At 71.4% G+C, this 21577-nt stretch carries 22 protein-coding genes; 10 read left to right on the forward strand and 12 right to left on the reverse strand.

What is annotated here, in order from left to right; all coding sequences use genetic code 11:
- Nucleotides 1-17 precede the first annotated feature (17 nt).
- Complete coding sequence (locus tag ACIBI5_RS26465; RefSeq protein ID WP_397251148.1) at nucleotides 18-341, reverse strand: hypothetical protein; 324 nt, start codon at nucleotides 339-341, stop codon at nucleotides 18-20.
- A gap of 188 nt (nucleotides 342-529) precedes the next feature.
- On the opposite strand from ACIBI5_RS26465, the gene ACIBI5_RS26470 reads away from it, so the two are divergent.
- Complete coding sequence (locus ACIBI5_RS26470; protein WP_397251150.1) at nucleotides 530-1687, forward strand: alkaline phosphatase PhoX; 1158 nt, start codon at nucleotides 530-532, stop codon at nucleotides 1685-1687.
- 155 nt (nucleotides 1688-1842) lie between these two features.
- Here the strand turns inward: ACIBI5_RS26470 and ACIBI5_RS26475 are convergent, their stop codons facing one another.
- The 3 genes from ACIBI5_RS26475 to ACIBI5_RS26485 form a co-directional block, all read right to left on the reverse strand.
- Nucleotides 1843-2592, reverse strand: coding sequence for an ATP-binding protein (locus ACIBI5_RS26475; protein ID WP_397251152.1), 750 nt, complete (start codon nucleotides 2590-2592; stop codon nucleotides 1843-1845).
- Complete coding sequence (locus ACIBI5_RS26480; RefSeq protein ID WP_397251154.1) at nucleotides 2582-3451, reverse strand: MEDS domain-containing protein; 870 nt, start codon at nucleotides 3449-3451, stop codon at nucleotides 2582-2584. Before ACIBI5_RS26480 ends, ACIBI5_RS26475 begins: the two co-directional genes overlap by 11 nt.
- Nucleotides 3452-3567: 116 nt before the next feature.
- Nucleotides 3568-4368, reverse strand: a complete 801-nt coding sequence (locus ACIBI5_RS26485) for a DUF2382 domain-containing protein (protein WP_397251156.1) — start codon at nucleotides 4366-4368, stop codon at nucleotides 3568-3570.
- A 361-nt stretch (nucleotides 4369-4729) separates the two neighbouring features.
- Here ACIBI5_RS26485 and ACIBI5_RS26490 point away from each other — a divergent pair, with 361 nt between their 5' ends.
- Together ACIBI5_RS26490 and ACIBI5_RS26495 are read left to right on the forward strand one after the other, a co-directional pair.
- Entirely contained in the window at nucleotides 4730-5659 is a 930-nt protein-coding gene (locus tag ACIBI5_RS26490; protein ID WP_397251158.1) for a sulfite exporter TauE/SafE family protein, read from the forward strand.
- Between the two features lie 105 nt (nucleotides 5660-5764).
- The gene (locus ACIBI5_RS26495; RefSeq protein ID WP_397251160.1) at nucleotides 5765-6151 is read left to right on the forward strand and encodes an RrF2 family transcriptional regulator; all 387 of its coding nucleotides are present in this window, start codon (nucleotides 5765-5767) and stop codon (nucleotides 6149-6151) included.
- On the opposite strand, the gene ACIBI5_RS26500 is transcribed toward ACIBI5_RS26495, so the two are convergent.
- Both ACIBI5_RS26500 and ACIBI5_RS26505 read right to left on the reverse strand, forming a co-directional pair.
- The gene (locus ACIBI5_RS26500) at nucleotides 6126-6677 is read right to left on the reverse strand and encodes a hypothetical protein (protein WP_397251162.1); all 552 of its coding nucleotides are present in this window, start codon (nucleotides 6675-6677) and stop codon (nucleotides 6126-6128) included. The two genes, ACIBI5_RS26495 and ACIBI5_RS26500, sit on opposite strands and share 26 nt — an antisense overlap.
- 7 nt (nucleotides 6678-6684) lie before the next feature.
- Nucleotides 6685-7326: a TetR/AcrR family transcriptional regulator gene (locus tag ACIBI5_RS26505; protein ID WP_397251164.1), complete on the reverse strand. Its 642-nt coding sequence runs from the start codon at nucleotides 7324-7326 to the stop codon at nucleotides 6685-6687.
- A 90-nt stretch (nucleotides 7327-7416) separates the two neighbouring features.
- Between ACIBI5_RS26505 and ACIBI5_RS26510 the strand changes: the two genes are divergently transcribed.
- From ACIBI5_RS26510 to ACIBI5_RS26520, 3 genes are all read left to right on the forward strand, one after another.
- Entirely contained in the window at nucleotides 7417-8637 is a 1221-nt protein-coding gene (locus ACIBI5_RS26510; protein WP_397251166.1) for an MFS transporter, read from the forward strand.
- Between the two features lie 35 nt (nucleotides 8638-8672).
- Nucleotides 8673-9218, forward strand: coding sequence for a TetR/AcrR family transcriptional regulator (locus ACIBI5_RS26515; protein WP_397251168.1), 546 nt, complete (start codon nucleotides 8673-8675; stop codon nucleotides 9216-9218).
- A gap of 181 nt (nucleotides 9219-9399) precedes the next feature.
- Entirely contained in the window at nucleotides 9400-10656 is a 1257-nt protein-coding gene (locus tag ACIBI5_RS26520) for a hypothetical protein (RefSeq protein WP_397251170.1), read from the forward strand.
- Between the two features lie 39 nt (nucleotides 10657-10695).
- Here the strand turns inward: ACIBI5_RS26520 and ACIBI5_RS26525 are convergent, their stop codons facing one another.
- The gene (locus ACIBI5_RS26525; RefSeq protein ID WP_397251172.1) at nucleotides 10696-12945 is read right to left on the reverse strand and encodes a LuxR C-terminal-related transcriptional regulator; all 2250 of its coding nucleotides are present in this window, start codon (nucleotides 12943-12945) and stop codon (nucleotides 10696-10698) included.
- Nucleotides 12946-13175: 230 nt separating this feature from the next.
- Between ACIBI5_RS26525 and ACIBI5_RS26530 the strand changes: the two genes are divergently transcribed.
- Together ACIBI5_RS26530 and ACIBI5_RS26535 are read left to right on the forward strand one after the other, a co-directional pair.
- Nucleotides 13176-13589 carry a hypothetical protein gene (locus tag ACIBI5_RS26530; protein WP_397251174.1) on the forward strand — a complete coding sequence of 138 codons (414 nt, stop codon included), beginning with the start codon at nucleotides 13176-13178 and terminating at the stop codon, nucleotides 13587-13589.
- The gene (locus tag ACIBI5_RS26535) at nucleotides 13574-14443 is read left to right on the forward strand and encodes a hypothetical protein (RefSeq protein ID WP_397251176.1); all 870 of its coding nucleotides are present in this window, start codon (nucleotides 13574-13576) and stop codon (nucleotides 14441-14443) included. Before ACIBI5_RS26530 ends, ACIBI5_RS26535 begins: the two co-directional genes overlap by 16 nt.
- On the opposite strand, the gene ACIBI5_RS26540 is transcribed toward ACIBI5_RS26535, so the two are convergent.
- The 5 genes from ACIBI5_RS26540 to ACIBI5_RS26560 all read right to left on the reverse strand — a co-directional run bounded on the left by ACIBI5_RS26540 (nucleotide 14348) and on the right by ACIBI5_RS26560 (nucleotide 19088).
- The gene (locus ACIBI5_RS26540) at nucleotides 14348-14722 is read right to left on the reverse strand and encodes a thiol-disulfide oxidoreductase DCC family protein (protein ID WP_397251178.1); all 375 of its coding nucleotides are present in this window, start codon (nucleotides 14720-14722) and stop codon (nucleotides 14348-14350) included. The genes ACIBI5_RS26535 and ACIBI5_RS26540 overlap by 96 nt on opposite strands.
- A 248-nt stretch (nucleotides 14723-14970) precedes the next feature.
- On the reverse strand, nucleotides 14971-15927 hold the full coding sequence (ppk2, locus tag ACIBI5_RS26545) for a polyphosphate kinase 2 (RefSeq protein WP_397251180.1): 957 nt from the start codon (nucleotides 15925-15927) through the stop codon (nucleotides 14971-14973).
- 67 nt (nucleotides 15928-15994) lie between these two features.
- Nucleotides 15995-16474, reverse strand: a complete 480-nt coding sequence (locus ACIBI5_RS26550; protein WP_397251182.1) for a hypothetical protein — start codon at nucleotides 16472-16474, stop codon at nucleotides 15995-15997.
- 49 nt (nucleotides 16475-16523) lie between these two features.
- On the reverse strand, nucleotides 16524-17942 hold the full coding sequence (locus ACIBI5_RS26555) for an LCP family protein (RefSeq protein WP_397251184.1): 1419 nt from the start codon (nucleotides 17940-17942) through the stop codon (nucleotides 16524-16526).
- A gap of 105 nt (nucleotides 17943-18047) precedes the next feature.
- Nucleotides 18048-19088, reverse strand: a complete 1041-nt coding sequence (locus tag ACIBI5_RS26560) for a LacI family DNA-binding transcriptional regulator (protein WP_397251186.1) — start codon at nucleotides 19086-19088, stop codon at nucleotides 18048-18050.
- A gap of 82 nt (nucleotides 19089-19170) precedes the next feature.
- Here ACIBI5_RS26560 and ACIBI5_RS26565 point away from each other — a divergent pair, with 82 nt between their 5' ends.
- Together ACIBI5_RS26565 and ACIBI5_RS26570 are read left to right on the forward strand one after the other, a co-directional pair.
- Nucleotides 19171-20028, forward strand: coding sequence for a serine hydrolase (locus tag ACIBI5_RS26565; protein ID WP_397251188.1), 858 nt, complete (start codon nucleotides 19171-19173; stop codon nucleotides 20026-20028).
- 10 nt (nucleotides 20029-20038) lie between these two features.
- Nucleotides 20039-21571: an ABC transporter substrate-binding protein gene (locus ACIBI5_RS26570; protein ID WP_397251190.1), complete on the forward strand. Its 1533-nt coding sequence runs from the start codon at nucleotides 20039-20041 to the stop codon at nucleotides 21569-21571.
- Nucleotides 21572-21577 lie beyond the last annotated feature (6 nt).

Below are 21577 nucleotides of genomic sequence, written 5' to 3' on the forward strand. Positions count from 1 at the left end.
CGGCGGGGCTCCGGGGGTCAGACCGAGTACCTGCAGAGCAGCGCCTGGCTCACCCCCTGGGAGTAGCCGATGAAGTTCCACGTCGGGTGGAAGTACACGCAGGCCTGGCTCGGGTTGCCCGCCCCCGTGAAGACCAGGCCCGGCGTGCCGAAGCGGTAGCAGTTCAGCCAGCCGTTGTAGAAGCCGATGCCCGAGGTGGGGTTGACCTGGGCGGCGCAGTACCCGCCAAGGGTCAGCGGGCTGAAGACGTCCTCGACGACGGCGGTGGCGTGGGCCTGGGCGGGGGCGGCGGACAGGGCGAGAAGCGCTGCGGAGGCGAGCACGGCGAGACGACGGAGCATGGAACCTCCATGTACCAGGGGGATGGTGCTTGATCGCAGTATTAAATAGGAAACTTTCCTATGCAATAGAGGATTTTCCGGATGCACCGGCGCCTCGGCACGGCCTCGACCAGAATGGGACACCGGGCGTTCACGGACGGTGTCTACTCTCGGGTTTCGACACCCCCGGCCAGGAAAGGGTCACACCGATGAAGAGACGCAACTTCCTGCGTGCCTCGGTTCTCGGCGCCGGCGCCATGGCGCTGCCCTTCACCCTCTGGGAAGGCACGGCGCTGGCCGCGCCCGCCCAGAACGCGCCCAGCCCCTACGGCCCGCTGGGCTCCGCGGACGCCAACGGCATCCTGCTGCCCGCCGGCTTCACCGGCCAGGTGATCGCCCGCTCCGGCCAGACGGTCCCCGGTACGTCCTTGACCTGGCACAACGCCCCCGACGGCGGCGCATGCTTCGCCGACGGCGCGGGCTGGATCTACGTCTCCAACTCCGAGATCAACCCCGGCGGCGGCGCGTCGGCCATCCGCTTCACCTCCTCCGGAGCCGTGCAGTCGGCCCAGCGCATCCTCACCGGCACCCGGCAGAACTGCGCGGGCGGCAAGACGCCGTGGAACACCTGGCTGTCGTGCGAGGAGGTGAGCCGCGGGTTCGTCTACGAGACCTATCCCTTCGGCGGCGCCGCCGTACAGCGGGCCGCCATGGGGCGGTTCAAGCACGAGGCCGCCGCCGCCGACCCGGTCCGCCGGGTGATCTACCTGACCGAGGACGAGAGCAACGGCAGGTTCTACCGCTTCGTCCCCTCGACCTGGGGCGACCTGTCCGGCGGCACCCTGCAGGTGCTCGTCGCCGGCTCTTCCACCTCGGGCTCCTTCAGCTGGGCGAACGTCCCCGACCCCGACGGCTCCCCCACCGCCACCCGCAGCCAGGTCTCCGGCTCCAAGTCCTTCAACGGCGGCGAAGGCTGCCACTACGCCGACGACACCGTCTGGTTCACCACCAAGGGCGACAACCGGCTCTGGCAGCTCAACCTGGCGAACAACACCTACGAGCTGGCCTACGACGACAGCCTGGTCAGCCCCGGCAGCCCGCCCCTGACCGGCGTCGACAACGTGACCGGCTCGACCGGCGGCGACCTGTACGTGGCCGAGGACGGCGGCAACATGGAGATCTGCATGATCACCCCGAACGACCAGATCTCGGTGTTCCTGCGCATCAGCGGCCAGAGCTCGTCGGAGATCACCGGCCCGGCGTTCAACCCCGCGGGCGACCGCCTGTACTTCTCCTCCCAGCGCGGCACCAGCGGCTCCTCCTCCGGCGGCATCACCTACTGCGTGACCGGCCCGTTCCGCCCCTGACCCGTCTTCGGCGCTCACCCGGACGATGACGCGGCCGATGTGCCGGCCGAACGGCACATCGGCCGCGCCGGTCGAACGGCAAGCCGCGGCGGTCGATCCGCCGCAACTGCCCGCTCCTGCCCGCGGCCCCTTCAGAGCCCTTCCGCGCCGCGGGTTCAGTCGTCCATGGCCTCGGACAGGGCGGGGTCCAGAGTTTCGAGCCGTTCGCGCAGGTAGAGCGGCACTCCGGTGAGCCGCAACTCGGTACGCTGCCGCAGCGTGACCAGGGCGGCCAGCCCGTCGGAGTCCCACGGACCGGCCTCGGTCAGGTCCAGCACGAGGCTCGGCAGGCTCCGCGCCCGCTCCAGCAGCTCCAGCGCCGCGCCGTGGTCGAACAGGCCGGACAGGCGCAGCACCGCGCGTCCGTGGTCATGCTCCGGCAGGATCGTCGCGGGACGCTCGGCGGCCTCGCCGGGAAGCGCCATGGCGATGGTGGTGTGCGTTCCGCCGGGGCCCGTGGACACCGTCTGCTCATCAGCCAGCGTGCGCACGATCCAGAGCCCGTGGCCGTGCCTGCGGGGCCACGGCTCGCCGGGCAGGTCGTCCTCGCCCCGGCCGGGGTCACCGACCCGGCACCACACCATCCCGTCCCGTGCCCAGAGCGTCACCGTGCCGTGCCCGGATCCGTGGCGCACGGCGTTCATGGCCAGTTCGTGCACGGCGATGACCAGGTCGGCGGCGCGGCCGTGCGGCAGCCCCACGTCGGTGGCGTGCGCCTCCACACTGGCTCTGAGCGCGTAGAGGGAGCCGCCGTCGAAATCCATCGCGAGCAGGATCTCACCGCCGCCGGGCGGATCGACGGCGGGATCGGTGCGGGGCGGCCGCTCCGCACCGGTGGGCGGGTCCAGGGGCTGGTCACCGTTCATCGGCGGTTTCCACCGTAGCACCGGCGATGTCCGAAGCGCCGAGAAGCACGAAGCGCGCGGTGATCGCCGGATGGCAGCGCAGCACCACCTTGCGGTCCGGGCAGATGCTGCGCGCGCAGTCGAGGATCATCCGCGTGCAGGCGACGTCGATGAAGGTCAGCTCGGCCATGTTGACGGTGACGTCGGCGTCGCCGCGGATGACCTCCGCCAGCGCCAGGGCCAGGGACTCCCCCGCCGTGGAGTCGATCTGCCCGGCCAGCCGGATGCCCGGCGGCGCGTACTGCCGGCAGATGCGCAGCAGCGGATCGTCGTGGTAGGTGGCGGCGGCGACCGAGCGTGTGTGGAAGGCCGACACCGACGCGAGCGTGACCGGGTCGAAGCGCTCGCGGTCGTACTGGCACAGCACCGACACGCGGGTGCCCGCCAGCGTCTCGGCGATCTGCCGCTCGAAGGCGGGCAGCTGCTCGACGCCCTGGATCGGGCTCAGCGCCCAGCCCATGTCGATCGCCACGCGCAGGCCGCGATGCGCCCGCTCGGCCTCGTCGCGCTGGGCGCGCAGCCACCGCATGGCGTCCTCCAGCGCGAACTGCCGGCCGGACAGCAGCCCGTCCTGCCAGGCCACGATCCGCATCCGCCCGCTCTCGCCGGTGTGCCGGACCGCGAGGCCGCGCCGGTCGAGCTCGGCGCGGGCCGCCTGCGGCTCCTCGCTCAGCCACACCACCCGCAGCCCTTCCGCCAGCCCGTCGCGGATGTAGGCGGCGGTCAGGTCGAGGTACTCCTCGCGCTCGCCGAACGTGAGGCACGCGTGGTCGTCCAGTGTCAGATCCGTGATCTGCGAGTCCGCGTCTATCGACCCCACCCACTCCTGTCGGGGCGCGTGCCGCGCATGCCACGCGGACGTGCCGGGCTCAGCCTAGGGCAAGGCCGGACCGGGGCCCGTCACGCCGGGCCCCGGTCCGGTGGCGGGAGGTGCGGTCACCAGCGGTCGGTGCCGTCAGGCTCCCCCTCCACGTCGCCGTCCGCCTCGATGCGCTCCTTGCGCACCTGGCCGGAGACGGTCTCGTCCTCGGTGACCTCCTCCTTGGCCAGCCGTACCCGCTCGACCGGGACGGCCTCGGTGTCCACGACGGCCCGCTCGGCGTGCAGCGTGACCTCGTGCTCGGCCTCGGTGATGTCCTGGCCGCGCATCGCCGCGTCGCGATTGGCCTCGGTGATGGGCTCGCGCTCGACGCGGACCTCCTCGTGGCTGACCGGCACGGTCACCTGCTCCTCCTGGGTGACGACGTACTTGCGCAGCCGGGCGTGGCCGCTCTCGTAGCGCTCGGTGCCCACCCGCAGGTGCTCCTCCGAGCAGGTCATCGCGTCCTCGGACGTCATGTCCGTGCGGGCGGCTGTGTCGGTGCGGGCGTCGGGGCTGCCGGGCTGCCCGGGTACGAGCGGCGGGCGCCGGCCGTCGCCCCACTCGACGCCGTAGTGGCGGTAGAGCTCGCGTTCCTCCCCCTCTGACAACCGGCCGCCGGCCTCGACGTCGACCCTCGGCGCGTCCTTGATCTGGTCCTTGCCGAATCCCGCTTCGACCCGGTCACCGATCATTCTGACCGCGCGCAGCGGTACGAACGACTCGTGCATGCCGAACCACCCGGTCTTGACCGTGAGCCACTCCGGGTCTCCGGACGTGTCGTCCACGTAGATGGTCTTCACCTCCCCCACGCGGTCGCCGTCGCTGTCGTAGAGCGTGTGTCCGATCAGGTCGTGGATCTGCTCTTGCGTAATCACGTGAGAAACCCCCGATTCGCTTTTCTGGTTCGCTGCCCGCAGCCGGGGGGCCTATCGGGGGTTGCCCGAATGCCGAACCAACCCTTACCGGGGCTCACATCACGCGAACCGGGCGAACGGCCCCCCACAGCGCCGACCGCGGCACTCTCGCCCCAGGCGTCTCACATACCTGGTCAGGAGGCCGGCATGACCGTCGCTTGCACCAGGCGCCGGTTGCATGGAAAGCGGCCGAATGTGGATCTACCCGCCCCCCGGAGGGCGGCGGCGCGCGCAGTTGCGCCCGGTGACTTGACCTGACCCCTTCCCAGCATTCATGATAATCCCGACCGATATAGCAGGAAAAGCGGGAAAGGCGGATGCGGTGCGATCACTCATCCTGCTGGGCCTGGTCGGCCTGGCCGCGCAGCTCGTCGACGGCAGCCTGGGCATGGCCTACGGCGTCACCTCCACCACATTGCTGCTGGCCATCGGCACCAACGCCGCCGCCGCGTCAGCGACCGTCCACCTGGCCGAGATCGGTACCACGCTGGCCTCCGGCATCTCTCACTGGCGCTTCGGCAACGTCGACTGGAAGGTCGTCGCCAAGATCGGCATCCCGGGCGCGATCGGCGCCTTCGCCGGAGCCACGTTCCTGTCGAGCCTGTCCACCGAGCTCGCCGCCCCGATCATGTCGGTCATCCTGCTGACGCTCGGCGTCTACATCCTCATCCGCTTCACCGCGTTCGGCCTGCCGCGTGGCAACCTGGGCAAGCCACTGCGCAAGCGCTTCCTCGGCCCGCTCGGCCTGGTCGCCGGATTCGTGGACGCCACCGGCGGCGGCGGCTGGGGCCCCGTGGGCACCCCCGCGATCCTGGCCAGCGGCCGCATCCCGCCGCGCAAGGTGATCGGCTCGATCGACGCCAGCGAGTTCCTGGTCGCCATCGCGGCCAGCGTCGGCTTCCTGGTCGGCATCGGCTCGGAGAACATCAACTTCGCCTGGGTCGGCGTCCTGCTGCTCGGCGGCGTGATCGCCGCACCCATCGCCGCCTGGCTGGTGCGCCACATCCCGCCGCGCATCCTGGGCTCGGCGGTCGGCGGTGTGATCATCCTGACGAACGTGCGTACCCTGCTGCGCAGCGACTGGATCGACGCGCCCGGCAACGTCCAGGCCATCGCCTACGTCCTCATCGCGCTGCTCTGGGTCGGCGCCATCGTCTACTCGGTACGCGAGTACCGCCGCGACAAGGCGAACGAGTCGGTGGAAGCCGTCGACTCCGAGCTGGACCGGCAGGAGGAGCCCACCCCGGCCTGAGCCGCCCGTGAATCGCCTGCGATGCCCCCGGCCGCGAGCCGGGGGCATCGCGCTTTTCCGAAGGAGTGTCCCCTTGAGATCAGCTCACCGCCGCGGGGAACGCTGATGCGGATCTCCGCCAGAACCCAGTACGCGCTGCGCGCCATGTGCGCCCTGGCCACCGCCCCGGCCCCGGTGCACGCCCACCAGATCGCCGCCGGCCAGGACATCCCGCGCCGCTTCTGCGACAGCATCCTGCTGCACCTGCGCCGGGCCGGGCTCATCCGCAGCCGGCGCGGCCCCGAGGGCGGCTACTGGCTGGCCCGCCCGGCCGGGGACATCACTCTGGCCGACGTGATCGCCGTGACGGAGGGGGCCGAGCCGCCCGCCGCCCGCTTCCCCGGCGCCGCCGCCCCGCTGGCCGAGGTGTGGGAGCGGCTGAACGGCTACGAGGCGGCGCTGCTGGGCGAGGTCACGCTGGCCGACGTCACCACGCGGCCTTCCCGCTCCTGACGTACGGCCGGATCTTGACGAAGTACACCACCGCGCCCCAGGCCAGGGCCAGCAGCAGGAAGATCAGCGCGATCCGGCCGTTGCCCGACGCCGCCGACTCGCTCCTGGCGACGTACTCGGCGGCGGTGTAGACGGGCTTGCCGTCGACCACGGCTCCGACCGCGTGGATCCGGTTGGTCCCGTCGGGGTAGCGGGTGGCCGAGGTGAAGGCCTCCTCGGCGTCCTCGAGGATCTCCAGGCGTACGCGCATGCCCGCCGTGACCCCGCCCGCCGGAGTCGTGTCCAGCCGGAACGAGACGTTCTGCGGGCGGCCGGTCAGCGTGAGCAGGTAGTCGACGCGGGTGGACTGGCGGTTGCCGGTGCCGGTCTGGGTCCTGGAGACGTCGAAGGCGGCGACGGTTCCCTCGATCACCTTGACCTCGGCCATGGTGAAGTCCGGTTCGCTCTTGCCGCCCCTGTCGTTGAAGAAGATCGCGAAGCCCAGCAGGACCAGAGCGGGCATGACCCACCGGATGATCGCTTTCACCGGCTGACTATCTCACATCCGCGAACATCCGCTCGATCCCATCCAAAGCGATCGTCAGCTTGCCGGCGAACCACTCCTCATGGCCGGGACCGGCGGCCCGGGTGATGACCTCCAGCACCCGGGGGTCGAAGTTGCCGGTCCAGGCGCGCGGCGGCTCGCGGTCGCCCTCCAACGCGCCGGCCAGCATGAAGTCCCGCGACAGGACGGTGTTGCAGGCCAGGTCCAGGACGAAGTCGACGGCGAGCGTGGCCTTGTCCGGCGACAGCCCCTGCTTGATCAGGTCGAGGCACAGCCGGTTGAACGCGAGGATGAGCTCGTCGTTGGCCAGCAGGCGCCTGCCCGCCGCCATCATGAGGCCCGGGTTGTCGCGCAGGATGCCCCAGACCGTCCAGGCGGCGCCTTCCAGCAGGTCGCGCCAGTGCGCGCCCCCGGCCGGCCAGGCGGCCTGCCTGATCAGCAGCGTCACGCCGGTGTCGACGAGGTCGTCCTGGCCGCCGATGTGACGGTAGAGGGTCGCCTGGTTGACCCCGAGCCGCTGGGCGATCGCGCTCACGGACAGCTCGACGAACCCGTGCTCGACGACGGCCTTGGCCACGGCCTCCCGGTCGACCACCCGGGGGCGGCCGCCCTTTCTGGTCGGTTCGCGCATGGGTCCAGTATGGCGGTTTTGCGAATGCCGTTGCAAAACAGCGTGAGCCGCCACTACGGTAAGGCTTACCTAAGTCCTCCGAGGAGTGTCATGGCGCGGCTACGCGTGCTCTACCTGAGCGTCTTCATCATCTTCCTGGGCCAGCAGACCCTGAACCCGCTGATCGCGCCGCTGGCCCGCGAGGTCGGCCTGGCCGACTGGCAGGTCGGCGTCATGATCAGCACCTCGGCCGTCGTCGTCGTGCTCACCAGCCAGTTCTGGGGCCGCAAGTCCGCCCAGTGGGGCCGCAAGCCGGTGCTGGTCGGCGCCCTGACCGGGGCAACGGCGGCGATGCTGGCCTTCGCCGTCCTCGCGCACCTCGGGATCGCCGCGCTGCTCTCGGGCGCGCTGCTGTTCGGCCTGTTCGTGCTGACCAGGGGGGTGCTGTTCGGCGTCGCGTTCGCCGCGGTGCCGCCCACCGCCCAGGCGTACGCCGCCGACGCCACCGAGACCGAGCGCGACCGCCTGGCCGCGATGGCGGCGATCGGGGCCGCCCAGGGCATCGCGATGATCGCGGGAGCGGGCGTGGGCGGGCTGCTCGGCGGCTTCGGGCTGCTGACCCCGCTCTACGCCGTCCCGCTGATCCTCGCGGTGGGCGCCGTGCTCGTCGCGGTGCTGGTCAAGCCGCAGGACGCCCGCGAGCTCGTGGCCGCGCCGCCCCGCGTGCACCCGCTGGACCGGCGGGTGTGGCCGTACCTCCTGACAGGGTTCGGGATGTTCACCGCGCTCGGTTTCGTGCAGATCCTCATCGGCTTCCTGCTCCAGGACCGCAACGGCCTGTCGGCCACCCAGACCGCGGGCGCCACGGGCGGCACCCTGCTCGCGGCGGGGGTCGGCATGCTGCTCGCGCAGGTGGTCATCGTGCCCAGGGTCGGCTGGCCCGCGCGGCGGCTGATGCGCGCCGGCGCCCTGGTCGCGCTGGGCGGCCTGGTGCTGCTGCTGCCGGACCTCGGCCTGCCGGTGTTCGTCGCGGCCGTGCTGATCATCGGACTCGGGCTCGGGCTGGCCATCCCCGGCTACACGGCGGGCCCGACGTTCGCGATGACGAAGGAGGAGCAGGGCGGCCTGGCCGGGGTGGTGGCCGCGAACAACGCGCTCACGTTCGTCCTCGCGCCCACCCTCGCCACCTCCCTGTACGCGCTGTCGCCCCTGGTCCCGCTCGTCACCGCCGTCGCCATCATGGGCCTGGTGATCGTGCTGCTCTACACCCACCCGCTCCTGCGGCGGGACGGCGCCCGGCCCGAGCGGCCCGCCGAGGCGCGGCAGGGATAAGGTGGCTGGCCGACGACCGGGAGTGAGGGGACGCGGTGGCTCGGACCAGGCCGGCGGGACAGCGGCGCGCGCAGTTGCTCGACGCGGCGGAGGCGCTCGTGCTCAGGGCCGGAGTCGAGTCGCTGACGGTCGATGACGTCACCGCCGGGGCCGGAGTCGCGAAGGGCACCTTCTACCTGCACTTCTCTAGCAAGGACGACCTGGTCGGCGCGCTCAGGGACCGGTACGTGGAGCGGTTCGCCGCCCGGCAGATCCAGATCGCGGGCTCGGCGGACGGGGTCGAGCGGGTCGAGCGGTGGATGCTGGCCGGCATCGCGGAGTATCTCGGCGACCTCCGGCTGCACGACGTGCTGTTCCACAGCTCCGCCCGGCCGGAGCGGCCCGGACCCAACCCGGCCGTCGACGCGATCGTCGCGCTGCTGGCCGAGGCCGGCGTGGCCGTGCCCGATCCGGGGGCGACGGCGATCGTGCTCTACCACGTGATGCACGGCAGTGCCGACCACGTCTACCACTTCCCCGCCGACCGGGACCGGCTGATGGCCGAGGCCGCGCGCCTGTGCCGCGCCCTCGTCACGATCTAGGCCTTCACCGGCGCGACGCGCGGGGGCGAGGTGTCCGCTGTTGGCCAGGTGACGGTGGTTGACGGACGGTCCGGACGGGAAAAGGTCGCTGGGTGGGCTTCCCCGGTCCCGGATCGGGTGCTCCAGCAGGCCGCCGTCATCGCTGGGTCCACCGACGGTCTCGTCCTGCCTGGAGGTATCTATGCTCCGTCATCCGTTACCGGTGCTCGCCGGCGTGGTCGCGCTGGTGTCGGCGGTGCTGGCCGCGCCCGCCCACGCCGCCTTCCCCGGCGGCAACGGCCCCATCTACTTCGTCGACCAGACGACCGACCCGGACAAGGAGATCTACCGGATCAACCCGGACGGCGGCGGCCTGACCAAGCTCACCGACAACGACGTCGCCGACTCCAACGCCGCGGCCAACGCCGACAACACGCGCGTGGCCTTCACCCGCTTCGCCGACGGCTCTCACCGGCTCTGGACGATGAACCCGGACGGCACCGGGCAGGCCCAGGTGGACACCGGTGGCCCCGTCGTGGACGCGCCCGTCGACTGGTCGCCGGACGGCACGAAGATCATCTACCGGGCGGGCGACAGCACCCTGACCGTGGTCGGCCCGGACGGCTCCGGCCGTACCTCGCTCGGCGTGTTCGGCGACGCCCCCGCGTGGTCGCCGAACGGCGACAGGATCGCCTTCCGCGACCCCACCCGCAACATCTCCGTCATGAACGCCGACGGCTCCGGCGAGACCCAGCTCACCGGCTACAGCGGCAACGACGGCGCCGGACTGCCCGACTGGTCGCCCGACGGCACCAAGATCACCTACGGCTGGACGCGCTTCGCGCCCAACCGCGCCCAGATCCACGTGATGAACGCCGACGGCAGCGGCCAGGCCAACCTCTCCAACGACGCCACCTTCAGCAGCGCGCCCCGCTGGTCGCCCGACGGCACCAAGATCGCCTACACCTCCGACAACGACCTGTTCACCATGAACACCGACGGCACCGGCAAGAGCGCGCTGGCCGTCATCCCCGGCTTCCAGTTCACGATCGACTGGGCCCCGGCCGGCGCCACCGACGTGGCCGTGGACCTGGCCGCGCAACCGCGCCTCGGCCTGCTCGTCCCCTACCTGAGCTACCGCATGACCGCGCGCAACGCCGGTCCCGGCCCGCTCACCTCGGCCACGCTGACCGCGACGCTGCCGCCCGGCAGGACCGCCACCAACCTCTCCCCCGGCTGCACGTCGGTCCCCGGCACCGTCACCTGCGCCTACACCGCGCTCTCGGCCGGCGCCTCGGCGAGCGCCACCTTCCGGCTCCCGCTCGGCCTGCTCAGCCTCGGCAACGTGACCGTCACCGCGACCCGCACCGCCTCGTCCCCCGCCGACCCCAACCCGGCCAACGACAGCGACGACGCGCCCTGCACCGTCGTCACCGTCCTGCTCGCCACCTGCGCCTGACCCCTTTGTCTCCGGTACGGCTCCCGCGCGCGGGAGCCGTCAAGGGGCGTCGCGCTGGATCCGGGCGCCGATCTGGACCCGGGAGGAGATGGCGAGCTTGGTGAGGATGTTCTCCATGTGGGTGTCCACGGTGCGTTTGGCGATGCCGAGCCGTTCGGCGATCTGCCGGTTGGTCAGGCCCTGGGACACCAGCCGGGCGATCTCGTACTCGCGTTTGGTCAGCGGCTCCGGCACGCTCCGCCCGGGTGCCGGCGGGTCGGTTTCGGCGAGGATGCCGGCCAGGGTGCGTTCGAGGCCGACCTCGTGGCCGATGCGGCGCTGGGCGTCGAAGGCCTCCTCGCCCAGCGCGTCCCTGCACTGCTGCTCCATGATCTCCCTGATGAGCGTGTGCTGGGGGCCGAACATGGAGATGCCGCTGACGGTGCGCGCGTCCTCGACGGAGCCGATCAGGCGCGCGGCCGCTTCCGGTGTGCCGAGGTTGAGCAGGCAGCCGCCGTAGAACTCCAGGGCGAGGGCGATGCCGAGCATGTCGTCGAGGTCGTGCTTGACGCGCAGGGCCTCGCGCAGCCGCAGCAGGCCCGCCGACGGTTCCCCGCTGAGCATGAGCGTCATGCCCCACACCGCCTCGGCGTAGGAGCGGGCCCACAGCTCACCGGCCTCCGCCCCCGCCGTCACGACCGCGGCGGCCTGCTCGACGGCGCCGTCGAAGTCGCCCTGCAGGGCGGCGACCACCGCGATGAACACCGGCCCGAGCGGGACGAGGACGTCGCGGGTGTCCAGGCGCGCGTGGATCGCGCTGCCTTCCTCCAGCCGGGTACGCGCCTCGGCCAGCTGACCGGCGAACAGGCCGGCGATGCCGTCGACCAGGGCGATGTAGCCCTTGAGCGGCTCGTCGCCGGTCGACTCGGCGAGGGCGGCGGCCCGGTCGAGCAGCGGCCGGGCCGCGTCGGCCTCGTCGTGCATGACGATGAACAGCGCGTGCATCGTCAGGCCCTCGCCGGAGGCGGTGGTGCCGGGGAAGGCCCGCCCGGCCCAGTAGCGGGCCTCGCCGATGAGCCCGTGCATCGCGATGAGCCGGGCGACGGTGAGGAACACCTCCTCGTGCCGGCCGCCGCGCAGCAGGTGGTCGCAGGCCTCGCGGATCTGGTGCTGCTCCCGTGCGTACCAGTCCAGCCAGCCCACCTGCGCGCCGGTCGGCAGGTCGCGCCGGGCCCGTGCGGCGTTCTCGACCAGCCAGCCGGCGATCCTGGTGCGCAGCGTGTCGCGCTCGCCGCGCCGTTCGAGCTCGCGGGCGCCGAACTCCCTGACGGTGTCCAGCAGGCGGAAGCGGGCGTCGTCCTGGCTGCCGGTGCGCAGCACGATGGACTGGTCGACAAGGCTGGACAGCGTCGCGACGACGTCGTGGCGCGGCAAGTGCTCGTCGGCGCAGACACGTTCGACGATGTCGAGGTCGAAGTCGCCGGTCAGCGCGGACAGCCGGGCCCACAGGAGCTTCTCCCGGGGCGAGCACAGCTCGAAGCTCCAGCCGATCGTGGCGTCGAGGGTCTGGTGGCGGCCGCGGCGGCCGCGCCTGCCGGGCACCTCCAGGATCCGGTGGTCGAGCCTGGCCAGGATCTGCTCGGCCGACAGGGTGCGTACGTGGGCGGCGGCCAGTTCGAGGGCGAGCGGGATGCCGTCGAGGCGCTCGCAGAGCCGGTGCACGGGCTGCAGGTTGGTGGTGGTCAGCCGCCAGTCGTGGGCGACGGCGGTGGCGCGGTCGGCGAACAGCCTGGCCGCCTCCGACAGCTCGGGCTCGTCGTCGGCCGCGGGAGGCACGCAGGTCAGCGGGCCGATGCCGAGGACGTGCTCGCCGGGGATGTTCAGCGGGATGCGGGTGGTGGTCAGGATGGTCAGGCGGGGGGCGGCGCGCAGGAGGCTCTCGGTGAGGTCGGCGCAGGCGTCGACCAGGTGCTCGCAGGTGTCGAGGATCAGGAGCAGGTGCCGGCCGGCCAGGTACTCGACCAGGATCGTGCCGGGGGCGCCGACATTCTGCGCGCTCAGGCCCAGCGACTCGCAGACCGTGGCGGCGATCAGGTCGGCCTCGTGCAGGGCGCCGAGGTCGATGAAGCAGATGCCGTCGGCGTAGTTGTCGGCCGTCTGCGCGACCGCCTGGATCGCCAGCCGCGTTTTGCCGACTCCACCCGGTCCGGCCAGCGTAATCAGCCGGGATTGACCGAACAGTCGCAGAATCTCGCGCAGCTCGGCATTTCTGCCGATGAAGCTCGTGAATTCCGCAGGCAGCCGCCCCATTCGCCGCTCTGTCGCCGAAATCATCACTCCGGGATCGTAACCGGCCGGTCACGGGCCGGATAGGGTATCGAACAGCTCCGAATGGGAACGCCGAATTTCCCGATGAACCTTCAGTGAATCGCCCGGTGAACGTCGCCTTTGGTTGACATATCTGTATTTTTCGGGATATCGGCGATTAATCCTGATAGTTTTCTGGGCGCATGGGGGCAATTCTTACCCGGGGGAGAAGAATGTGGCGCCTGGTCGCGGCTACTGCCGTGCTCATGGCGCTCGGCTACGGCACGGTCGCCGGGGACGACGACCTTTTCCCTTTCGGGCCGATGGTGCAGTACGCGTTCAGCATCCCGCCCGACGGCGAGATCAGATCGCTGATCATGGAGGCCGACACCGCCGCGGGCACGCGCGTGGAGATCCCGATCGAGCCGTATTACGTCGGCATCCGCCGCGCCGAGCTCGAAGGCCAGCTCGGACGCTACGTGGCCGAACCGTCGCTGCTGCAGGAACTGGCCGCCAACCACGCCAGGATCCGCCCGGAGGACCCGCGGCTGACCAGGATCTACGTGATCACCAAGGTCATCACGCTGAAGGACCGGCGCCCGGCGTCGACGCACCACGTGGAGAGGGTGACATGGCAGGTCCGCTGACCAGGTGGTGGTTCCCGCAGGAGCCGCTGCGGCGGGTCCGTCTCCTGGGGGTCATCGTCTATCTGTTCCTGCCGGTGGACATGATGCTGTTCACCGGCGGGGTGTGGGGGCACGCGCACGGCTCGTCCATCTACCGGCCGGTCCTGGTGGCGCGCCTGCTCCACCTGCCCGGGGCCGGTACGGCGCTGGTGTACACGCTGTTCGCGCTCGTCGTGCTCGCCGCGCTCACCGCCGCCGCCGGCCGGCTGCCGAGAGTGGCGGGCTACGTGGCCGCGCTCGGCTACACCTACTGGGCCGTGCTCGCGATGTCGTACGGCAAGGTCGACCACGACCACCTGGCCCTGATCGTCACCCTGTTCGTCCTGCCCACCGTGGGGCGTACCGCCGGGGCGCCGCGGAGCGGGCAGGCGGCGGGGTGGGCGTTGCGGTGCGTGCAGATCGCCGTCGTGGCCACCTATTTCCTGTCCGCCTACGCGAAGATCCGGCACGGCGGGTGGGAGTGGCCCAACGGCGCCACCTTCCAGTGGGCGGTCACCCGGCGCGGCACGTTCTTCGGGCACTTCGTGGCGGGCATACCCGGCGCGCTGCTCATCGGCCAGTGGGTGGTGCTGCTGGCCGAGACGGCCTCACCGATCCTGCTGTTCCTGCGCGGCAGGGCGCTGTACGCCGGGGTGGGGTTCTTTCTCGCCTTCCACTTCTTCACCTGGGCGGCCATCACGATCCACTTCCTGCCGCACGTGATCTGCCTGGCCGCGTTCCTACCTCTTGAGCGGATCTTCCAGCGCGCACGCCGCGGTGCCGCCGGGCAGCCGGTGCCGGTTGCCCGCGACAAGGCGGTAGACACCATGGGCTAGCCAGCGGATCGGCGGCAGCCGCAGGATCGCGCCGAGCGGGCTCCAGGGCAGGCCCGCGTGGAGGAGGAGCTTGGCCACCGCCTGGGCGCCGCCGTACACGCCGGTTCCGGACACCCACAGCAGCTCGTAGCGCGCCCGCTCCTCCGTCACGCCGAGGGCGGCCAGGTCGGCCGCCTGCCAGGAGGTGATCCGCGGCCGGACGCGCATGCGCCGCTCGATGAAGCGCACGCACGTCGTGCAGAACCCGCAGTCTCCGTCGTAGACGAGCACGGCTGTCATGGATCCAACCTAACCCGTGCCGGACCGGGCGCGTCACAGGCGGGCGGCGTCAAGGAGGTCCTGGGTGTAGGGGTGGGCGGGGGCGGTGATGATCTGGCCGATCCAGGCAGCGGGTCGGCGAAGGCGGCCCCGGGTTGCAGCAGGTGAGAAGGTGGCCGGGCGCCGGGATCCTCGCGTACGCACCACTCGGCGGCGAGAACGTCCTGCGGGTCCTGCGCGAGGTGATGGGGCGCCCGCTCTGATCGGGGTCAGCGCGCGCCGTTCATGCCGGTGTGGTCCTCGTCGACGATGTCGGCCGCGGAGATCACGATACGCGGGTCGGGGGTCTTGACCACGCTCTCGTCCTTGTCCTCGTAGTCGAACAGGCTCAGGACGTGGCGCATCGCCTCCGTCCTGGCGCGCTTCTTGTCGTTGCTCTTGATCACCGTCCAGGGCGCGACCTCGGTGTCGGTGTGCAGGAACATGTCCTCCTTGGCGGCTGTGTACTCGTTCCACCGGTCCAGCGACTCCAGGTCCATGGGCGAGAGCTTCCACTGCCGGACCGGGTCGACCTGCCGGATGATGAACCGGGTGCGCTGCTCGGCGCGCGAGACCGAGAACCACAGCTTGACCAGGTGAATCCCCGACTCGACCAGCATCCGCTCGAACAACGGCGCCTGCTCGACGAACTCGAGGTACTGCTCGTCCGTGCAGAACCCCATCACCCGCTCCACCCCGGCGCGGTTGTACCAGGAGCGGTCGAACAGCACGATCTCCCCCGCGGAGGGCAGGTGGGCGACGTAGCGCTGGAAGTACCACTGGGTCCGCTCGCGCTCGCTGGGCTTCTCCAGGGCGACGACCGTGGCGCCGCGCGGGTTGAGGTGCTCGGTGAACCTCTTGATCGTGCCGCCCTTGCCCGCGGCGTCGCGCCCCTCGAACAGGATCACCAGCCGCCCGCCGGTGTGCTTGATCCAGTACTGGAGCTTGAGCAGCTCGATCTGCAGCAGCCGCTTGTCGTGGTCGTAGCGCGCGCGGTCCATCCGCTCGGCGTACGGATAGTGCTCGCGCCAGGTGGACACCGCCTGGCCGTCGGGGCGGATCAGGACCGGGTCGTCGTCGTCGGAGCTGTCCACGCTCAGCCCGGGGGTGATCGCCAGCAGATGGCTGTCCTCGGCGGCGGCCTGCGGATCGACGACTCCTTCTCCGGCGGCCTCAGTGTTTCCCATGACACCCAGGTACCCGCGCACGCCCAAGACCTTCCGGCGAACCAGGCGAACGTTGGGCAAACACCGCTCAGGCCTCGCGGGGTGGCGCGGGCACCTCGCTGTAGTCGACCTCCGGCAGCTTGGTGATGGCCCCGGCCCCCACGCGCACGTGGACCACGCCCTCGCCTTGGGCTCCGGCGCCGGGCGGCACCGCCAGGAAGCCCTCCCAGTGGTCCGTCCCGCGCCGCCAGGCCAGCAGGAACGCCGGGTCGCCGCCCTTGACCAGCACCATCGGCGGCATCCGCAACGGCCGCGGCTCCGTCTCGCCGGGGCCGGGGCGCGGCACGGCCGAGTAGTCGACGCGGGGCAGGTTGTTCAGCTCCCCGGCCGGCGCCCAGCGGTAGTTGAGCCCATGCACCGGTTCGCCGCGTACGTCGACCCGCGACTGCGGGACGGCCAGCCGGGCCTCCCAGCGGTCCGTGCCGCGTCGCCAGGCGAGCAGGAACGCGGGAGTCTTGCCCTGGTAAAGAACCATCGGCGGCATCTGGAGCGGTTTGACAGCATCCACACCCGGAGAGTAGCCGGGCCCGGCGACAAAAATGACCCCCTCCCGGGGGTCAGGCCGCGCAGGTGGAGCCCAGCTTGGAGACCCCGCCGGTCGGCTTGGGCCTCTTGGTGACTCCGGCCGAGGGCGACGGGGTGGCCGTGCTCGTGGACGACGGTGTGGGCCGGGTCGTGGTGCCGCCGGTGGTGACGGTCCGTACGGCCCTGCGGATGCGCGGGAAGTCCGGGTAGGCCGGGTTGTAGGCGGGCGGCACGAAGTTCATCGTCGAGACCCGGCCCGACTTGACCCGGTCGGCCAGCGGGACGAGCTCGCCCAGCAGGTCGCGAGGGATGTCGGTGACGAACGTGCTCTTGGCCGCGCGGGCCAGCGCGTTGAACTTCAGCAGCACGTTGGCCGGCTGGAGCTGGCTGAGCATCGCGTTCATGACGCACTGCTGGCGCTTCATCCGGGTGCTGTTGTCGCCTCCGGCGCAGCTGCTGCCGGGGTGGTCGCGGGCCCTGCCGTACCAGAGGGCCTGCTCGCCGTTGAGCTTGTGGGTGCCGGCCTTGACCACGCCGCCGTCGCTGCGGCCGACGCCGTAGCAGATGTCGCGCTCGACGTTGATGGTGACGCCGCCCAGCGCGTCGATCAGCCGGGCCACGCCCCACATGTTGACCATCATGTAGTAGTCGACCTTGAGGCCGAGGATCTGGCCGAGCGCGCCCTTGAGCGCGTCTCCGGCGCGGGTGCGGGCGTGGCCGGCGACCTCCGGGTGGGCGTCGGCGTACGCCCACACGCTGTTGAGCAGGTCGGCGCTGCCCCGGCCCTGGCCGGGGGGCAGCCAGAAGTTCTTGGGCGGCGGGAACCGCTTGGCCATGGCGCTTCCCGGCGGGAACGGGGCGTTCTCCATCTCCCTGGGCAGCGCGAACAGGACCGAGTTCCCGGTCTTCACGTCGATGCTGACGACGTTGATGCTGTCGGTCCTGATGCCCACGCCCTGCCGGGAGGCGGCGCCGTCGCCGCCGAGCAGGGCGATGTTGAGGCGCCGGCGCCCGTCGAAGGGGTCCTTGGGGTCGATCGGCTTGGTGGCGGCCTCCTTGAACACCTCGCCGATCGCCTCGTTGGAGGTGCGCGCGGTCGCCGCCACGAAGGTGAACGGCACCGCCACCGCCACGGCCAGCACCCCGGCGACCGCCCCGGTGGCGGCCTGCGCCCGGCGCGGCAGGCTGCCCGGCCGCATCGCCACGTACGAGGCGACCACCACGCCCGACCAGGCCAGTCCCCCGGCCACGCAGCCGACGATCAGGGCGGTCAGCAGCGACGGGTCCGCCACCAGTCCGGCGAGCTGCTTGCCGTTGACCAGGACGACCGTCGTCAGCGTCGCGAGCAGCAGGACGTAGAGTGCGAGGATCACGATTCCGGTGCGCCGCCTGCCGGCGCGCAGGTGCGCGGCGCCGGGCACGAGGACGGACAGCAGCGTCCAGCCGATCACTGACAGAATGCTCGACTTGCCCACGCCGCCTCGGCTTCCCCGACAAAAGCGCTTCCCCGACAAAAGCACAGATATGGGCAAATAACGTAGCAGGGGTTTCACCCTCTACGAGACGACGGTTCCGGCTCCTTCCCGCCCGAGGGTGGAGGCGCGGGGGTGCAGGCCGACCGGGATGAGGCGGGGGCCTGCGGGCTCACCGTTCTCGATGCGGCGGACGAGCAGGTCGACGGCCTCCCTGGCGGTGCGGGCGGGGTCGAGGTCGACGGCGGTGAGCGGCGGTTCGCTGGTGCGGGCGAGGTGGCTGTCGACGCCGACCGAGACGAGCAGGTCGCCGGGCACGCGTACGCCGCGTTCGCGCGCCGCGCGCAGCAGCCCGGTCGCCAGCCATTGCGGCGGCGCGTAGACCGCGTCGGGACGCAGGTCGAGCAGCGCGTTCGCGGCCTCGGCGGCGCTGCCCGGGAGCTTGTCGGGCTTGGCGAGCACGAGCAGCGGATCGCGCCCGCGCGCCCGCGACCACTCGGCGTAGGCGCGTTCCGCGTCGGTGAACCACGACCACTCGATGTCGACGGAGAGCATCGCGACGCGCTCGGCCCCGGCCTCGGCGAGGTGGTCGAGCACCGCCGTGGTGCTGGCCACGCTGTCGGCCGCCACCCACCACGGGTCCCCGGGGCGGGCGATGTCCCTGCCGATGGTGACCACCGGCACGTTGAGCTGGTGGAACATGGCCACCCGCGGATCCTGCGGCACGGGGTCCACGACGATCCCGCCGTCGATGCTGAACCTGCGCAGGTCGCCGAGCTCGCGCAGCGGGGGCAGTTGCAGCAGGGCCTGGTCGCGGTCGAAGGCGGCTTCCACGCAGTTCATGGTGAGGGAGAGGTAGAAGTCCACGGCGAGGATGTGGTGGCTGTTGGTGGTGTCCACGCCGACCGGCAGCAGTAGCGCGATCGTGTCGGTGCGCCCGGAGCGCAGGCTCTTGGCGTTGCTGTTGGGCCGGTAGCCGAGCCGCTCGGCCACCTCCGCCACCTTGGCCCGCGTCGCGGCGTCGACCCTTCCCTTGTTGTTGAGCACGTGGGAGACCGTCGTCTCCGACACACCGGCCGCCTCGGCGACGTCACGGATCCTCGGGCGTGCCCTTGAGGTCTTCATGGGGCCACCTTAAGCCCTTCTGCCAAATCGATTTGTCATCGGCCCTTGTGATGCCAAATCGATTTGGCCTAGAGTCCCCGTCATGCATCAGTTGGAACGAGCGGCCAGGCGTCTCGACGAGCTGTGCGAGGCCCAGGATTTCGTCACGGGCTGGTCGCTCATCGGCCTCGACGAGAGCGCGGGGGCCGCCTCACGGCACGGGTCCCGGCTGTTCCCCGCGGCCAGCACCCGCAAGGTCGCGGTCATGATGACGGTCCTGCGCGCGGTCCACCGGGGCGAGCTGGACCTGGAGGACCGCGTCGTCATCGACGGGCGCTACCGCGACCGCGTGTTCACCGGCCTTCTGCAACACCTGGACGCCGGGCTGTCCCTGTCGCTGCGCGACACGGTCACCCTCATGATCATCCTCAGCGACAACCTGTCCACCGCGCACGTCCTGGACCGGATCGGGCTCGACGCGGTCAACCAATGGTGCGAGACGGCCGGGCTCACCGCCACCCGCCACCGGCACGCGCTCATCCCCCCGCTCGCGCCCGACCATCCGGTGGAGGCGACGAACACGACGACGCCGGACGACCAGGCGCGCCTGCTGGAGCTCATCGCGCGCGGCGCCGCCGGGGAGGAGGCGGCCGCCGAGCGCCTCGGGTGCCCGCCCGGCCTGTGCGCGTTCGCGCTCGACGTGCTGCGCCGCCAGCAGTTCAGGGACGCGCTGCCGGCGCTGCTGCCGTACGGCACGCCGGTCGCGCACAAAAGCGGCGCCGGCTGGCGGGACGTCAGCGACGCCGGTGTCTTCTTCGCGGGCGGGGAGCCCCGCTACGTCCTGGCGGTCTACACCGACGAGGTGCCCGCGATCCTGCCCGGCGGGCTGCCGGGAGTCGCGGGGGCACGGGGCCACATTGCCAATCTCAGCCGTGCGTGCTGGGAGGAGTTGCATCCGTAAGGAGGCTCAGATGTCACGTCTGACCGGCCGCGTCGCAGCGGCCTCCCTGGCCGTGCTCACCGCCTGCGCCCTTGGCGCGGGATGTGCGCGCGGCGGCGGGGAACCCGCCCGCTCCACCGCGGGCGGCGGCGGGGTCCTGCGCTTCGCCTACACCGCCTTCCCCTCGACCCTCGACCCGCACAAGGCCTCCACCGCCTGGGACGAGCTCTACCTCTTCCCCATCTACGACCGCCTGGTCACGGTCGGCCCCGACGGCCGGATCGGCCCCATGGTGGCCGAGTCCTGGAGCCGCAAGGGCAAGAAGACGACCTTCACGCTCCGCTCCGGCGCCCGCTTCCACGACGGGAGCGCCCTGGACGCCGAGGCCGTGCGGGCGAACCTGGAGCGCGCCAGGAACGCCCAGGGCTCCACGGCCAAGGCGCTGCTCAAGATGATCACCGAGGTCGCGGTCGCGGACGGCAAGGTGACCGTCTCCTTCACCGGCGCCGAGAGCGCCCTGCTGAACGCCCTCGCCCATCGCGGCGGCGCGCTCATCAGCCCCGCGGCCTTCGACAAGCCGGATCTGGACCGGGCCCCGGTGGGCTCGGGCCCGTACCGCGTCACCGCCTACCGGCGCGACGACCGCGTGGTCTACCAGCCGTTCACCGGCTACTACGACCCCGCCGCCCAGCGCATGAAAGGCCTGGAGATGTCGTTCGTCAACGAGGACGACACCCGGCTGAACGGCGTGCGCTCCGGCCAGTACGACGCCACGCTCATCCGCCCGGAACAGGTGGACACCGCCCGCGAGTCCGGGCTGAAGGTGAACGAGTTCCTGACCGGGCTGGTCTACCAGATCAACATCAACACCGCCCGCTCCAAGTTCGGCGACCCCCGCGTACGGCAGGCGCTCAACCACGCCGTCGACCGCCGCACCATCGCCGAGAAGCTCCTGCTGAACTCCTGCCTGCCCACCGTGCAGCCCGCCCCCGCCGGACACTGGGCGCACGAGGCGGCCCTCGACGGCGCCTACCCCTACGACCCGGACAAGGCCAGGAGGCTGCTGGCCGAGGCGGGCCTGGCCGGCGGTTTCTCCTTCACCGCGCTGGTGTGGAACAACACGGCGTACGTGCAGGTGGGCGAGGCCGTACAGGATCAGTTCAAGCAGGTCGGCGTCGACATGAAGCTGCGGCCGATGAGCGCCGACCAGTCCATCGACCTCTACCAGAACCGCGGCGAGGCCGACGCCCTGCTCAGCCAGATCGGCGCCGCCGCACCCGACCCCGGCCTCATCACCCAGCAGGACTACCTGAAGGGCGGGCTCAACAACCCGGGCGACCTGAGCGTCGCGCGCATCGAGGAGCTCGCCGAGCGGGCGCGGGCCGCGACCGAGCCCGCCGAGCGGGAGAGCGGCTACCGGGAGATCGTCAAGCTCGCGTCCGAGCACGCCTACAACGTCCCCATCTGCAATCGCAAGCTGTACTTCGCCACCAACGACAAGGTGCGCGACTTCGAGCGGCTGCTGACCGGATACGACGACATCCGCGTCGTCGGCATGGGCTGAGCCGTC

The sequence above is a fragment of the Nonomuraea sp. NPDC050540 genome, assembly GCF_044457485.1.
Lineage (GTDB): Bacteria > Actinomycetota > Actinomycetes > Streptosporangiales > Streptosporangiaceae > Nonomuraea.

Bases quoted from the DNA above. Each gene is read 5' to 3' on its own strand.
- ACIBI5_RS26535 (WP_397251176.1), top strand. From the start codon at position 13,574: ATGGCAGGTCCGCTGACCAGGTGGTGGTTCCCGCAGGAGCCGCTGCGG.
- ACIBI5_RS26525 (WP_397251172.1), bottom strand. From the start codon at position 12,945: ATGGGGCGGCTGCCTGCGGAATTCACGAGCTTCATCGGCAGAAATGCC.
- ACIBI5_RS26520 (WP_397251170.1), top strand. From the start codon at position 9,400: ATGCTCCGTCATCCGTTACCGGTGCTCGCCGGCGTGGTCGCGCTGGTG.
- ACIBI5_RS26565 (WP_397251188.1), top strand. From the start codon at position 19,171: ATGCATCAGTTGGAACGAGCGGCCAGGCGTCTCGACGAGCTGTGCGAG.
- ACIBI5_RS26570 (WP_397251190.1), top strand. From the start codon at position 20,039: ATGTCACGTCTGACCGGCCGCGTCGCAGCGGCCTCCCTGGCCGTGCTC.
- ACIBI5_RS26495 (WP_397251160.1), top strand. From the start codon at position 5,765: ATGCGGATCTCCGCCAGAACCCAGTACGCGCTGCGCGCCATGTGCGCC.
- ACIBI5_RS26475 (WP_397251152.1), bottom strand. From the start codon at position 2,592: ATGAACGGTGACCAGCCCCTGGACCCGCCCACCGGTGCGGAGCGGCCG.
- ACIBI5_RS26470 (WP_397251150.1), top strand. From the start codon at position 530: ATGAAGAGACGCAACTTCCTGCGTGCCTCGGTTCTCGGCGCCGGCGCC.
- ACIBI5_RS26560 (WP_397251186.1), bottom strand. From the start codon at position 19,088: ATGAAGACCTCAAGGGCACGCCCGAGGATCCGTGACGTCGCCGAGGCG.
- ACIBI5_RS26530 (WP_397251174.1), top strand. From the start codon at position 13,176: ATGTGGCGCCTGGTCGCGGCTACTGCCGTGCTCATGGCGCTCGGCTAC.
- ppk2 (WP_397251180.1), bottom strand. From the start codon at position 15,927: ATGGGAAACACTGAGGCCGCCGGAGAAGGAGTCGTCGATCCGCAGGCC.
- ACIBI5_RS26510 (WP_397251166.1), top strand. From the start codon at position 7,417: ATGGCGCGGCTACGCGTGCTCTACCTGAGCGTCTTCATCATCTTCCTG.
- ACIBI5_RS26465 (WP_397251148.1), bottom strand. From the start codon at position 341: ATGCTCCGTCGTCTCGCCGTGCTCGCCTCCGCAGCGCTTCTCGCCCTG.
- ACIBI5_RS26505 (WP_397251164.1), bottom strand. From the start codon at position 7,326: ATGCGCGAACCGACCAGAAAGGGCGGCCGCCCCCGGGTGGTCGACCGG.
- ACIBI5_RS26540 (WP_397251178.1), bottom strand. From the start codon at position 14,722: ATGACAGCCGTGCTCGTCTACGACGGAGACTGCGGGTTCTGCACGACG.